The sequence below is a fragment of the Parazoarcus communis genome, assembly GCF_003111645.1.
In the GTDB taxonomy this organism is placed as follows: Bacteria; Pseudomonadota; Gammaproteobacteria; order Burkholderiales; family Rhodocyclaceae; genus Parazoarcus; species Parazoarcus communis_A.
Genome location: NZ_CP022187.1, coordinates 2,915,670 through 2,927,885 on the forward strand (window position 1 = coordinate 2,915,670; position 12,216 = coordinate 2,927,885).

Here is a 12,216-nt window from a genome sequence, read left to right on the forward strand (position 1 = left end):
CGCGAATGGATACCGTCTCGAGCAATCTCACGCACCACTTCCTGATCGCCATGCCCAGCATGGCCGATCCGCATTTCGCCCGTGCGCTGACCTATATCGCGGAACACAACGACCAGGGCGCGCTGGGCGTGATCGTGAACCGGCCGATCGACATGACGCTCGCGACCCTGTTCGAGCGCATCGAACTGCCGCTCGACGCAGAAGGCTTCGCCGACCAGCCGGTGTATTTCGGCGGGCCGGTGCAGACCGACCGCGGTTTCGTGCTGCACCGGCCGAGCGGCGAATGGCACTCGACGCTGCGCGTCAACGACGAGGTCGGCCTCACCAGCAGCCGCGACATCCTGCAGGTTATCGGCGCCACCGGCGAACCCAGCGAAGTGCTGGTCAGCCTCGGCTACGCCGGTTGGGATGCGGGACAGCTTGAGCAGGAGCTGGCGGACAATGCCTGGCTGACGGTGCCCGCCGACATGGCCATCGTCTTCGACCTGCCCCCCGAAGAGCGCCTGGCCGCCGCGATGCAGAAGCTGGGGGTGGACTTCGCGAAACTGAGCGAGGTTGCCGGGCATGCCTGAAAGCGCGGCGGCGGCAACGCCGCCTGCATTGCCCGAGCGTGGCAGCCTGCTTGGCTTCGATTTCGGTCTGGCGCGCATTGGCGTGGCCAGCGGCGAGCTCGAAACCGGCCATGCGACGGCGCTCACCACCGTGCACGAAGAAAGCAACAACGGCCGCTTTGGCGCCATCGCCGGACTGATTGAGGAGTGGAAACCGGTGGCCCTGGTCGTCGGCCTGCCCCGTCATCTCGATGGCGACGAACACCAGCTCAGCGCACGCTGCCGCCGCTTTGCCAATCAGCTGCACGGCCGCTTCGGCCTGCCGGTCATGCTGACTGACGAGCGCCTGTCCTCGGTCGAGGCCGAACAGCAACTGCGCGAAGCCGGCGTCAAGCAATGGCGCGAACGCAAGCAGCAACTCGACGCGGTCGCTGCTCAACTGATCCTGCAACACTTTCTGGACTCCATCCGACATGCCAAGTCTTGATGCAGAAAACCTGTGCCGGCAGCTCGCCGAACAGCTGCGCCCCCACGTCACCCCCACCACTGCCCTGGTTGGCATTCGTACCGGCGGCCTGTGGCTGGCCGAACGCCTGCACGCGATGCTCGGCATCAGCCAGCCGCTGGGGGCGATCGACGTCTCCTTCTACCGCGACGACTATGGCGCGCGCGGCCTGCACACCAAGCCGCAGCGCACCGAGATTCCCTTCAGCGTCGAAGCTGCGCACGTGATCATCGTCGATGACGTGCTGTTCACCGGCCGCACCACCCGCGCTGCGCTGAACGAGCTGTTCGATTTCGGCCGTCCTGCCTGTGTAGAGCTGGCCGTGCTGGTGGATCGCGGCGGGCGCGAACTCCCGGTCGCCGCACGCTATTGCGCCCTGACCCTGCCCGAACCCCTGCCCCCGTCGCGGAACCTGCAACTTGAGCGCGACGAAGACGGCAGCCTGAACCTGAGGACAGTCGATGCTTAATCCCCAGCTCAACAAGAACGGCGAGCTGCAGCACCTGCTTACGCTGGACGGCCTGCCGCGCGACATCATCAACGCCATTCTCGATACGGCTGCGCCCTTCACCGAAGTGGCCGAGCGCGAGGTCAAGAAGCTGCCGCTGCTGCGCGGCAAGAGCATCTTCAACCTGTTCTTCGAGAACTCCACGCGCACCCGCACCACCTTCGAGATCGCCGCCAAGCGCCTGTCGGCCGACGTGGTGAATCTCAACGTGTCGACCAGCTCCACCGCCAAGGGCGAGAGCCTGCTCGATACGGTCGATAACCTGTGTGCGATGCAGGCCGACATGTTCGTCGTTCGCCATGCCGCCAGCGGCGCGCCCTTCCTGATCGCACAGCACCTGCGCGCCAACGGCCGCAACGACATCCACGTCGTCAACGCCGGCGACGGACGTCATGCCCACCCCACCCAGGGTCTGCTGGACATGTACACGATCCGCCACTACAAGCACGATTTCACCAAGCTGACGGTGGCCATCGTCGGCGACGTGCTGCACTCGCGGGTGGCGCGCTCGCAGATCTGCGCGCTGACCACGCTGGGCGTGCCCGAAGTCCGCGTCATCGGCCCCAAGACACTGCTGCCGACCGATATCGAAAAAATGGGCGTGCGCGTCTTTCACGACATGAACGAAGGTCTGCGCGGTGTCGATGTCGTGATGATGCTGCGCCTGCAGAACGAACGCATGAACGGTGCGCTGCTGCCCACGCCGCAGGAGTTCTACAAGGTCTGGGGCCTGACCGCGGAAAAGCTCGCACAGGCCAAGCCCGACGCCATCGTGATGCACCCCGGACCGATGAACCGCGGCGTCGAGATCGACTCCGCCGTCGCCGATGGCGCGCAGGCCGTGATCCTGCCCCAGGTGACCTTCGGCATTGCCGTCCGCATGGCGGTCATGAGCATGCTAGCCGGCCAGTAAGGAAGATTCGATGAAGATCCGTATTGCCAACGGCCGGGTGATCGACCCCGCCAACAAGACAGACTGCGTCCAGGACGTGTTCATTGCCGACGGCAAGATCGTCGCCCTCGGCTCCGCGCCCGATGGTTTCGTGGCCGAAAAGACGATCGACGCCAGCGGACTGGTGGTCGCCCCCGGCCTGATCGACCTCTCTGCCCGCCTGCGCGAGCCCGGCTTCGAATACCGTGCCACGCTCGAATCCGAAATGGACGCTGCGATGGCCGGTGGCATTACCAGCCTGGCCATTCCGCCCGACACCGACCCGGTGCTGGACGAGCCCGGCCTGGTCGAAATGCTGTGCTACAGGGCCAAGAAACTCAACCGCGCCCATGTGTATCCGGTCGCAGCGCTGACGCTCGGGCTCAAGGGCGAGCGCCTGTCGGAAATGGCCGAGCTGGTCGAGGCCGGCTGCGTCGCCTTCTCGCAGGCCAATGTGCCGATCGTCGACAACACCGTGCTGATGCGGGCGATGCAGTACGCAGCCACTTTCGACTTCCGCGTCTGGCTGCAGCCGATCGCCCCCTTCCTGTCGCGCGGCGGCTACGCCCACGACGGTGAAGTTGCCACCCGGCTCGGCCTGCCCGGCATCCCGGTCGCAGCCGAAACCGTCGCCCTGTTTACCTACCTGCAACTGGCACGCATCACCCAGACCCGACTGCACATCACCCGCCTGTCGAGTGCCGAAGGCCTGCATCTGATCGACCAGGCACGCGCAGACGGCATGGATGTCACCTGCGACGTCTCGATCAACCATGTACACCTGTCGGACATGGATATCGGCTACTTCGACGCCAACTGCCACCTGATCCCGCCGCTGCGCAGCCAGCGCGACCGCGACGCACTGTGCCGTGGCCTGGCCGAGGGCCGCATCAACGCCCTGTGTTCCGACCACACCCCGGTCGACGACGACGGCAAGCTCACCCCCTTCAGCGAATCCGAAGCGGGTGCAACCGGCCTCGAACTGCTGCTGCCGCTGACGCTGAAATGGGCCGAGCGCGCCGGACTGCCGCTCATCGACGCGCTGGCACGCGTCACTTCCGACGCCGCCGCCATCATCGGCATCACCAAGGCGGGCCATCTGTCGCCCGGCGCGCGCGCCGACGTGTGCATCTTCGACCCGGAAGCGCAGGTGTGCATCAACCGCGACAGCCTGCGCAGCCAGGGCAAGAACACCCCCTTCCTTGGGCTGGAACTCCCGGGCAAGGTGCGCTACACGCTGGTCGAAGGGCAGCTGATGTTTATCGGCTGAACAGCCACACCGGGAAAGGCGGCTCAGGCCTGCTCACGCAGCCTGGCTGCCACCCCCGCTGCGGCACCGTCCACGCGCACCCGCTTGGCACGCGAGGTCTCGCCGCTGATCAGGCTCACCGCGGATTTCGGTACCTTGCAGAAGTCCGCCAGAAAGGCGCACAAGGCCGCATTGGCCTTGCCATCGACCGGCGGTGCGGCGAGCCGGATCTTCATCGCCTCGCCGTGCAGACCGGCAAAGCCGGTCTTTTTGGCCCCGGGCTGAATGTGCAGGGTCAGCGTCAGGCTGCCATCGGCAGCTTCACGCAGCCAGTCGCTCACAGCCCGAACAGCAGGGGCGCGAAACTGTTGCGCATGCCGCCGAGCACCATCAGCAGGATCTGCAGCACCAGCAGCAAGACCAGCGGCGACAGGTCGACATTGGAGATGGTCGGCACCACGCGACGGAACGGGCGCAGAAAGGGCGCCGCCAGCGCGTCGAACAGCGCCGCAGCCGGCGCATGCGGACTGACCCAGGACAGCACCGCAGAGATCAGCACCACGCCGAACACCAGATACACCATCATGCGCAGCATCTCGACCAGCCCGAGGCCGAGCACGCCCAGCGCGATGCCGGCACCGTCGCCACCGAGGGCGACGCCGCGAATCAGGATCTCGAACACCACCATCAAGGTCTGGAACGCCCACGCCGGCAGCAGGCTTGCCATGTCCAGACCGAACAGTCCCGGCACCACGCGCCGCAGCGGTCGCACCACCCAGTCGGTGGCGGTGACGACGAACTGTCCGATCTGATTGCGGAACGACACCCGTTGCCACTGCATGAAGAAACGCGCGAGCAAAACCAGGGTAATCAGGCTGATCGCCGTATCGACGATGAGTAACAGGACGTTGTTGAGCATGCGCGATCAGTCCTTTCCAAGCTCGTCGCCGAGCGCACGGCCACGGTCTGCAGCGGCCGCCACGGCGGCCACCAGGGTATCGTGCCAACCAGCCTGGGCGAGATGGGCCAGTGCCGCGGCCGTCGTGCCGCCCTTGGAGGTCACTTTTTCGCGCAGCACCGAAGGCGCATCCTCGGAGCCTGCAGCCAGGCGCGCAGCCCCCAGCACCGTGTCGATCGCGAGCTTGCGCGCCGTCGCCTCGTCGAAACCCTGCGCACGTCCCGCAGCCTCCAGCGCTTCAATGAAATGGAATACATAGGCCGGACCACTGCCGGACACACCGGTCACGCCATCCATCTGCGCCTCGTCCTCGATCCACACTGTGGAGCCGACAGCGGCGAGAATCCGGCCGGCGGCTTCCTTGCCCGCCGCATCGACCGAGGGATCGGCATACAGCCCGGTGATACCGGCACCAATCAGTGCCGGGGTATTCGGCATGCAGCGCACGATGCGGGTATAGGGTGCCGCCGCGCTGCCAAGCCAGCGACCGATGTCGCCAAGCCTCAGCCCCGCTGCAATACTGATCACCAGCACGTCCTTCAGCACACCCGCCAGCGGCGCGAGCGCAGCCTTCATCTGCTGCGGCTTGACCGCCAGCATCAGCACATCGCAGCCCAGCGCCTGCGCATCCGCCAAGCCGGTCGTGCGGACACCGAAGCGCTTGTGCAGGCGCTCGCGGTTGTCGGCATCAAGCTCGATCACCTGGATGTCCTGTGCAGCGAAGCCACGTTCGATCATGCCGCCGATCAGTGCGATGGCCATGTTGCCGCCACCAAGGAAGGTAATTTTCATCTGTTGTCCGAACCATGGAGTAAGTGTTGAGGAGCCGGCTTCAATGAGATGCCGTCCTGTCCTGATGCGGCGGCAACTGCCGCTCGCCGAATATTGCCGTACCCACGCGCACGATCGTCGCCCCTTCTGCAATCGCCGCTTCGAGATCGTGTGACATGCCCATCGACAGGGTGTCGAGCGTCATTCCCTCCGCCACGAGCGCATCCCGGAGCACGCGCAGCGCGGCAAAGCGGCTGCGCACCAGGCTTTGGTCGGTGCTGGGTTCGGGAATGCACATCAGGCCGCGCAAGCACAGCTGTGGCAGGACGGCGATCGCCCTCGCCAGCGCAGGCACCTCTGCAGGCGTCACGCCGCTCTTGCTGGTCTCGCCGCTGACATTGACCTGAATGCACACGTTGAGCGGCCGCAGATCGCCCCCGCGCTGGGAAGACAGCCGCTCTGCGATCTTCAGCCGGTCGATGCCGTGCACCCAGTCGAAGGATTCCGCGACCGGACGCGTCTTGTTGCTCTGAAGCGGTCCGATGAAATGCCACTCGAGCCCGGGGTCGCCCAGCGCGGCGATCTTATCCACGCCTTCCTGGACGTAATTTTCGCCGAAAGCACGCTGTCCGGCCGCTGCCGCGGCACGAACGTCCTCTGCGGGCTTGGTCTTGCTCACCGCCAGCAGGCGAACCGAAGCCGGATCCCGTCCTGCCGCGCGCGCAGCCGCTACAATCCGTGCGCTAACGGCTTGCAAGTTGGCGGAGATTGATGTCATATTGCCAAAGCCTTTTCTCTCGGAGCACTGCGCCGAAAGTATAGCACCGGCCCCGCCGGCGGCTCCGGACGCCCCTTCCTCAAGCTCGTCAGAACCGACATCATGGACATCACAGAACTCCTCGCCTTTGCGGTCAAGAACAAGGCCTCCGACCTTCACCTCTCGTCAGGCCTGGCGCCGATGATCCGGGTGCATGGAGACGTCCGGCGCATCAACCTGCCGCCGATGGAACACAAGGACGTCCATGCCATGGTGTATGACATCATGAACGACGGCCAGCGCAAGCAGTACGAGGAAACCTGGGAGTGCGACTTTTCCTTCGCCATTCCCAATCTGGCACGCTTCCGGGTCAACGCCTTCAACCAGAACCGCGGCGCGGGCGCCGTGTTCCGGACCATTCCGTCCAAGGTGCTCACGCTCGAAGAGCTGAACTGCCCGAAGATCTTCAAGGACATTGCCAACCAGCCGCGCGGCATCGTGCTCGTCACCGGCCCCACCGGCTCGGGCAAGTCGACCACGCTGGCGGCCATGGTGGACTACGTCAATGAAAACGAATACGGCCACATCCTCACCGTCGAGGACCCGATCGAGTTCGTGCACGAATCCAAGCGCTGCCTGATCAACCAGCGCGAAGTGCACCGCGACACGATGTCCTTCACCAATGCGCTGCGCGCCTCGCTGCGTGAAGACCCCGACGTCATCCTGGTGGGCGAGATGCGCGACCTCGAAACCATCCGTCTGGCGCTCACCGCGGCCGAGACGGGCCATCTGGTGTTCGGCACGCTGCACACCTCGTCTGCCGCCAAGACCATCGACCGTATCGTCGACGTGTTCCCGGCGGCCGAGAAGGACATGGTGCGTTCGATGCTCTCCGAGTCGCTGCGTGCGGTGATCTCGCAGACACTGCTCAAGACCAAGGACGGCGCCGGCCGCGTGGCTGCGCACGAAATCATGATCGGCACCCCTGCAATCCGCAACCTGATCCGCGAGAACAAGATCGCACAGATGTACTCCGCGATTCAGACCGGACAGAACGTCGGCATGCAGACGCTCGACCAGTGCCTGTCCGATCTGGTGCGGCGTAATATCGTGTCCAACGCCGAAGCCAGGCTGAAGGCACAGAACAAGGAAAGCTTCGCCGGCTGATGCAGCACGCCTGCGCCGCGCGTCGGCCGCAGGCGGCAACCGGACGAGACACTCATTCTGCCCGCATGCGCATGCATGCGGCTAAAGGGAGCGGAAAATGGAACGCGATCAGGCACTCAAGTTCATGCACGACCTGCTGCGGCTGATGCTGCAGAAGAACGGCTCCGACCTTTTCATCAACTCCGGATTCCCGCCGGCAATCAAGATCGACGGTCGCATCGTGCCGCAGTCGAATCAGGCGCTGAGCCCCGCCCACACCGCCGAACTCGCCCGCGCGATCATGAACGATCGCCAGGCTGCCGAGTTCGAGGCCACCAAGGAATGCAACTTCGCGATCTCGCCGGCCGGCATCGGCCGCTTCCGCGCCAATGCCTATATCCAGCAGGGGCGCGTCGGCCTGGTCCTGCGGACCATCGCGCTGAAGATTCCCACTTTCGACGAACTGGGCCTGCCGGCCGTGCTGCGTGACATCGCAATGGCCAAACGCGGCCTGGTGATTTTCGTCGGCGGGACGGGTACAGGCAAGACGACCTCGCTGGCGGCGATGGTCGATTACCGCAACGAGAACAGCTACGGGCACATCATCACCGTAGAAGACCCGATCGAGTATGTGCATCAGCACAAGAACTGCATCATTTCCCAGCGTGAGGTGGGCATCGACACCGAGAACTGGGAGGCCGCGCTGAAGAACACCCTGCGCCAGGCGCCGGACGTGATCCTGATGGGCGAGATCCGCGACCGCGAGACCATGGACTACGCGATTGCCTTCGCCGAAACCGGCCACCTGTGTCTGGCCACGCTGCACGCCAACAGCGCCAACCAGGCCATCGACCGCATCATCAACTTCTTCCCGGAAGAACGTCGCTCGCAGTTGCTGATGGACCTGTCGCTGAACCTGCGCTCGATGATCTCGCAACGCCTGCTGCCGCTCAAGGACCGCAAGGGCCGCATCCCGGCAGTCGAAGTCCTGCTCAATTCGCCACTGATCTCCGATCTCATCTTCAAGGGTGAAGTGCCGGGCATCAAGGACATCATGAAGCGTTCGCGCGAGCTCGGCATGCAGACCTTCGACCAGTCGCTGTTCGACCTCTACGAGGAAGGCATGATCACCTACGAGGATGCACTGCGAAACGCCGATTCGGTCAACGACCTGCGCCTGCAGATCAAGCTCAACAGCAAGCTGGGCGACAAGGACATGAGCTCGGGCATCCAGCACCTCGACATCGTCTGACGCAAGAGGCTCCGGCAGCGAACCACGTCGCCGGAGCCGCGGCCTGAGCAGGCCTCAGGAGGGATCCTTCTGTGCGTCATCCGCAGCACGCGGCTTGTCGCGCATGCTGCCCGCGATCACCTTGTACTCGAACAGGCGGCACTCGAGGGCGCCATTGAACAGCGGGGTGCGCTTGCTGGCCTTGAGACCGATCAGCTTGGCCAGCATCATGTCGCCGCTGAAGAAATAGCAGCGCCAGCCGGCCCAGTGTTTTTTCAGTGCATCACCAAGCTGCGGATAAAAGGCCGCCAGCTCCTCTGCCTCGCCGATCCGCACGCCGTAGGGCGGATTGGTCACCATCACCCCGGCAGCGAACGGCGCCACCCGGTCGAGGATGTCGGCCCGGTCCAGGGTCACGCACTTGTCGAGTCCGGCGGCGGCCAGGTTCTCGCGGCTTCGACGCACCTGATCCCCAACAAGGTCCGAACCGAAGATCGGCAGCGGCGCGAGCGGCTTGCGCCGTGCCTCTGCCGCACTGCGCACGGCCGACCAGGTGGCCTCGTCCACATTCTTGAAACGCTCGAAGCCGAACTTGCGGCCCAGTCCCGGCGCAATCCCGAGCGCCATCTGCGCGGCCTCAAGCAGGAAAGTCCCGCTGCCGCACATCGGGTCGATCAGCGGCTCACCGGGTTGCCAGCCACTGAGCTTGAGGATGCCAGCCGCGATGTTTTCCTTCAGCGGCGCCTCGACCGCAGCCGTCTTGAAACCCCGCTTGTACAGCGGCTCACCCGAGGTATCCATGTACAGGGTGACCATGTCCTTGGTGAGAAAGGCATGAATGCGGATCGCGGGATTCGCGGTATCCACGTCGGGGCGACGTCCGACCACGGTGCGGAAGTGGTCGCACACCGCATCCTTGATCCGCAGCGTAATGAATTCAAGACTCTTCAGGGGCGACTGCTGCGCCGTCACCGATACGCGGATGCTGTCGTCCGGCGTGAACCACTTGGCCCAGGTCACGCTGTAGGCGAGCTTGTAGATATCGATTTCACCCTGATAGCGGCTGCGCCCCACACGCCAGAGCACGCGCGTCGCCAAGCGGCTCTCGAGGTTGGCGCGGTAGCAGCTCGCCCAGTCGCCGCTCCACATCACCCCGCCATGAAGAACCTCTGCGCTTGCAGCTCCGAAACCCCGCAACTCGTCGGCCAGCAGGTTCTCGAGGCCGCGTGGGCAGGGGGAAAAGAATGTTTCGGCCATGAAGCGCTCCGGAATGAATGGAAATGCCACAAGCGGCCGCTGTGGATCACAGGGCTCACGCTCGGGCGGGGCGGAATGCGCGCATTGTAACGTGTGCCACACGCTTGTCCCGACTCAGCTGCATCGGGTGCCGCCCGCAGGAAAAGAAAGACCCCGTCCGACTCGCGCCAGACGGGGCCTGAAGAAGGCCCGGACACCCATACTGGAGGGGGAACGGTGTCCGGGCCCTGTTACAGCGAATCGCGCCGGCAGGCTTACTTGCCCGCCTTGAGCTTCCATGCGGAGGCAACACGATCCTGCGCCGCAGCGAGTTGCTCGCCAGCGACCTTGGCTGCCTCCGCGGCCTTTTCCTTGGCCTCGGCCGCCTTGACCTGAGCCTCTTCCGAAGGCGCGGGCAGTTTGGCCCACACCGGGCCGGCCGCCAGGCCGAGGCCGGCGACGAGCAGCACTACGCTAAGCATGGATTTCATGAACGTGCTCCTGTGACCGAATCCTGAGGATGACCGGACTTCCCGGCCTTGACGTCGTCGTACCAGAACTCGTGATGCTCCTTTGCCCAGGTCTCATCCACGTAACCGGTCTTCATCGACTGATAGGCACCCTCGACGCCGATCGTACCCATGTAGATGTGACCGAAGGACAAGGCGAGCAGCACCAACGCACTCACCCCGTGCACCATATTGGCAAGCTGCATGTCGGCCCGCGTCCAGCCATAGTTGGGGAAGTCCATTACCAGGCCGGAGATCACGACGGTCAGGCCAAGGAATGTCACGCCCAGCCAGAACCAGGTCTTCTCGCCGAAGTTGAAGCGGCTCGAAGGCACATGATCGCCGCCGAGCAGCCCACCTGCGCGCTTGATCCAGATCGCGTCGCAAGCCTGCCACACGTTGTCGCGCAGGAAGGTGAGGATCATCAGCAGCACGAACACGCCGAACACCGGCCCGACATAGTTGTGGATCAGCTTGCCGACCACGAGCAGGGAAGCGAAGAACTCCGGCCCGAAGATCGGCGCCAGCACGTGCTTGCCGAACAGGATCGCAACACCGGTCACTGCGAGAAGCAAAAAGGTGATCGCTGTTCCCCAGTGCGCAAAACGTTCGAAACCCGAGAATCGCTTCATCTTGCGACCGGTCGGCTTGTCATGCAGCTTCATCGTGCCCTTGACCAGCCAGAACAGCGCAATGGCAGACGGCACGAGGATCAGCAGCCAGCCACCGTACTGGGTGATCGGGCCGTTGCGCCACTGCCGCCAGGTATTGCCCTCGCTCTGGATCAGGACGCCGGCTTCCGGCCCCTTTGCCAAAGTGAAGTGTTCCTGGCCCGAGCGCACTTCCCGCCACACCGGCGCGTTGTTCAGCGGCTGCGACTGCTCGCGCGCCACCTGTTCGGCAGCCGCCTCGCCTGCCGCGTGTGCAGGCATGAAGGCGCCGAACAGCGCCATCATCCAGCACAGCATGACAAGCCGCAGGGCACTGCCGCGACGCATGAAGAATGTCTTCATGGTGAGCCTCCTCACTGGGTGCGGTTGTATTCGTTCTGCGCGCGGGCGCGATTCTTCATCGCCAGCTCCCAGGCCGCCTTGTCACCCTTGAACACCGGGTTGTCCCAGGGCTGGCTGTCAGCCTTGCCCTGATACTTGCCCTGCTCGTAAGTGACTACCTGCGGCTGCTCGCCACAGCCCGCCAGCCCGCCGGCCAGCGCGACCGCGGCCAGCATCGACATCAAGCCTCGTGCGCTCATTTCGCGCCCTCCTTCTGCTCTTCACCGTAGGCCGTCATCCAGCCCCAGGCTTCCAGGCCCTTGCCACGACGCAGCACACGGTCGCGGAAGATGTCGGACACGGCAGCCGAATCGCCCGCCAGCAGCGCCTTGGTCGAGCACATCTCGGCACAGGCCGGGAGCTTGCCTTCGGCCAGACGGTTGGAGCCGTACTTGGCGTACTCCTCCTTGGAACCGGTCTCTTCCGGACCACCGGCACAGAAGGTGCACTTGTCCATCTTGCCGCGCTCGCCAAAGGCGCTCGGGCCGTTGGGGAACTGCGGCGCGCCGAACGGACAGGCGAAGAAGCAATAGCCACATCCGATGCACATGTCCTTGTCGTGCAACACCACACCGCCGTCTGCCTTGTAGAAGCAGTTGGTCGGGCACACGGCCATGCACGGCGCGTCAGAACAGTGCATGCAGGCCACCGACATCGAGCGCTCGCCCGGCACCCCATCGTTGATCGTCACCACACGGCGTCGGTTGACGCCCCATGGGACCTCGTTCTCGTTCTTGCAGGCGGTGACACAGCCGTTGCACTCGATGCAGCGCTCTGCGTCACACAGGAATTTCATGCGTCCCATTGTTCTC

The 12,216-nt window shown here is 64.5% G+C and carries 16 protein-coding genes; 7 read left to right on the forward strand and 9 right to left on the reverse strand.

Features of this window, described 5'->3' with window-relative positions; translation table 11 throughout:
* Positions 1-5: 5 nt before the first annotated feature.
* Genes CEW83_RS13315 through CEW83_RS13335 form a run of 5 tightly spaced genes read left to right on the forward strand, consistent with a single transcriptional unit; the run spans position 6 to position 3,765 of the window.
* Entirely contained in the window at positions 6-572 is a 567-nt protein-coding gene (locus tag CEW83_RS13315; protein WP_108949778.1) for a YqgE/AlgH family protein, read from the forward strand.
* Positions 565-1,038: a Holliday junction resolvase RuvX gene (gene ruvX, locus CEW83_RS13320; RefSeq protein ID WP_108949779.1), complete on the forward strand. Its 474-nt coding sequence runs from the start codon at positions 565-567 to the stop codon at positions 1,036-1,038. The genes CEW83_RS13315 and ruvX overlap by 8 nt, the downstream gene beginning before the upstream one ends.
* Entirely contained in the window at positions 1,025-1,525 is a 501-nt protein-coding gene (gene pyrR / locus CEW83_RS13325; RefSeq protein ID WP_108949780.1) for a bifunctional pyr operon transcriptional regulator/uracil phosphoribosyltransferase PyrR, read from the forward strand. Before ruvX ends, pyrR begins: the two co-directional genes overlap by 14 nt.
* Complete coding sequence (locus tag CEW83_RS13330; RefSeq protein WP_108949781.1) at positions 1,518-2,477, forward strand: aspartate carbamoyltransferase catalytic subunit; 960 nt, start codon at positions 1,518-1,520, stop codon at positions 2,475-2,477. The genes pyrR and CEW83_RS13330 overlap by 8 nt, the downstream gene beginning before the upstream one ends.
* Positions 2,478-2,487: 10 nt before the next feature.
* On the forward strand, positions 2,488-3,765 hold the full coding sequence (locus CEW83_RS13335) for a dihydroorotase (RefSeq protein ID WP_108949782.1): 1,278 nt from the start codon (positions 2,488-2,490) through the stop codon (positions 3,763-3,765).
* Between the two features lie 23 nt (positions 3,766-3,788).
* On the opposite strand, the gene CEW83_RS13340 is transcribed toward CEW83_RS13335, so the two are convergent.
* From CEW83_RS13340 to CEW83_RS13355, 4 genes are read right to left on the reverse strand one after another with little or no spacing between them, the layout of a single operon-like run.
* Entirely contained in the window at positions 3,789-4,085 is a 297-nt protein-coding gene (locus tag CEW83_RS13340; RefSeq protein ID WP_108949783.1) for a DUF167 domain-containing protein, read from the reverse strand.
* Positions 4,082-4,663, reverse strand: coding sequence for a YggT family protein (locus CEW83_RS13345; RefSeq protein WP_108949784.1), 582 nt, complete (start codon positions 4,661-4,663; stop codon positions 4,082-4,084). Before CEW83_RS13345 ends, CEW83_RS13340 begins: the two co-directional genes overlap by 4 nt.
* Positions 4,664-4,669: 6 nt before the next feature.
* Positions 4,670-5,494: a pyrroline-5-carboxylate reductase gene (gene proC / locus CEW83_RS13350; protein ID WP_108949785.1), complete on the reverse strand. Its 825-nt coding sequence runs from the start codon at positions 5,492-5,494 to the stop codon at positions 4,670-4,672.
* Between the two features lie 40 nt (positions 5,495-5,534).
* Complete coding sequence (locus tag CEW83_RS13355) at positions 5,535-6,251, reverse strand: YggS family pyridoxal phosphate-dependent enzyme (RefSeq protein WP_108949786.1); 717 nt, start codon at positions 6,249-6,251, stop codon at positions 5,535-5,537.
* A gap of 102 nt (positions 6,252-6,353) precedes the next feature.
* Here CEW83_RS13355 and CEW83_RS13360 point away from each other — a divergent pair, with 102 nt between their 5' ends.
* Complete coding sequence (locus tag CEW83_RS13360) at positions 6,354-7,397, forward strand: type IV pilus twitching motility protein PilT (RefSeq protein ID WP_108949787.1); 1,044 nt, start codon at positions 6,354-6,356, stop codon at positions 7,395-7,397.
* Positions 7,398-7,494: 97 nt separating this feature from the next.
* The gene (locus CEW83_RS13365) at positions 7,495-8,628 is read left to right on the forward strand and encodes a PilT/PilU family type 4a pilus ATPase (protein WP_108949788.1); all 1,134 of its coding nucleotides are present in this window, start codon (positions 7,495-7,497) and stop codon (positions 8,626-8,628) included.
* 54 nt (positions 8,629-8,682) lie between these two features.
* Here CEW83_RS13365 and CEW83_RS13370 read toward each other — a convergent pair whose 3' ends face one another.
* The 5 genes from CEW83_RS13370 to fdh3B form a co-directional block, all read right to left on the reverse strand.
* A complete protein-coding gene (locus CEW83_RS13370; protein ID WP_108949789.1) occupies positions 8,683-9,864 on the reverse strand; it encodes a THUMP domain-containing class I SAM-dependent RNA methyltransferase in 1,182 nt (393 codons plus the stop codon).
* Positions 9,865-10,118: 254 nt separating this feature from the next.
* A complete protein-coding gene (locus tag CEW83_RS13375; protein ID WP_108949790.1) occupies positions 10,119-10,334 on the reverse strand; it encodes a hypothetical protein in 216 nt (71 codons plus the stop codon).
* The gene (locus CEW83_RS13380) at positions 10,331-11,365 is read right to left on the reverse strand and encodes a formate dehydrogenase subunit gamma (protein WP_108951400.1); all 1,035 of its coding nucleotides are present in this window, start codon (positions 11,363-11,365) and stop codon (positions 10,331-10,333) included. Before CEW83_RS13380 ends, CEW83_RS13375 begins: the two co-directional genes overlap by 4 nt.
* Before the next feature lie 11 nt (positions 11,366-11,376).
* Positions 11,377-11,604 (reverse strand): hypothetical protein, encoded by a 228-nt coding sequence (locus CEW83_RS13385; protein WP_108949791.1) that lies wholly within the window; start codon positions 11,602-11,604, stop codon positions 11,377-11,379.
* Positions 11,601-12,209, reverse strand: coding sequence for a formate dehydrogenase FDH3 subunit beta (gene fdh3B, locus CEW83_RS13390; RefSeq protein ID WP_108949792.1), 609 nt, complete (start codon positions 12,207-12,209; stop codon positions 11,601-11,603). Before fdh3B ends, CEW83_RS13385 begins: the two co-directional genes overlap by 4 nt.
* Between the last annotated feature and the right edge of the window lie 7 nt (positions 12,210-12,216).

Coding starts and splice junctions, on each gene's coding strand:
- CEW83_RS13315 (WP_108949778.1), top strand. CDS start 6: ATGGATACCGTCTCGAGCAATCTCACGCACCACTTCCTGATCGCCATG.
- ruvX (WP_108949779.1), top strand. CDS start 565: ATGCCTGAAAGCGCGGCGGCGGCAACGCCGCCTGCATTGCCCGAGCGT.
- pyrR (WP_108949780.1), top strand. CDS start 1,025: ATGCCAAGTCTTGATGCAGAAAACCTGTGCCGGCAGCTCGCCGAACAG.
- CEW83_RS13330 (WP_108949781.1), top strand. CDS start 1,518: ATGCTTAATCCCCAGCTCAACAAGAACGGCGAGCTGCAGCACCTGCTT.
- CEW83_RS13335 (WP_108949782.1), top strand. CDS start 2,488: ATGAAGATCCGTATTGCCAACGGCCGGGTGATCGACCCCGCCAACAAG.
- CEW83_RS13345 (WP_108949784.1), bottom strand. CDS start 4,663: ATGCTCAACAACGTCCTGTTACTCATCGTCGATACGGCGATCAGCCTG.
- proC (WP_108949785.1), bottom strand. CDS start 5,494: ATGAAAATTACCTTCCTTGGTGGCGGCAACATGGCCATCGCACTGATC.
- CEW83_RS13355 (WP_108949786.1), bottom strand. CDS start 6,251: ATGACATCAATCTCCGCCAACTTGCAAGCCGTTAGCGCACGGATTGTA.
- CEW83_RS13360 (WP_108949787.1), top strand. CDS start 6,354: ATGGACATCACAGAACTCCTCGCCTTTGCGGTCAAGAACAAGGCCTCC.
- CEW83_RS13365 (WP_108949788.1), top strand. CDS start 7,495: ATGGAACGCGATCAGGCACTCAAGTTCATGCACGACCTGCTGCGGCTG.
- CEW83_RS13370 (WP_108949789.1), bottom strand. CDS start 9,864: ATGGCCGAAACATTCTTTTCCCCCTGCCCACGCGGCCTCGAGAACCTG.
- CEW83_RS13375 (WP_108949790.1), bottom strand. CDS start 10,334: ATGAAATCCATGCTTAGCGTAGTGCTGCTCGTCGCCGGCCTCGGCCTG.
- CEW83_RS13380 (WP_108951400.1), bottom strand. CDS start 11,365: ATGAAGACATTCTTCATGCGTCGCGGCAGTGCCCTGCGGCTTGTCATG.
- CEW83_RS13385 (WP_108949791.1), bottom strand. CDS start 11,604: ATGAGCGCACGAGGCTTGATGTCGATGCTGGCCGCGGTCGCGCTGGCC.
- fdh3B (WP_108949792.1), bottom strand. CDS start 12,209: ATGGGACGCATGAAATTCCTGTGTGACGCAGAGCGCTGCATCGAGTGC.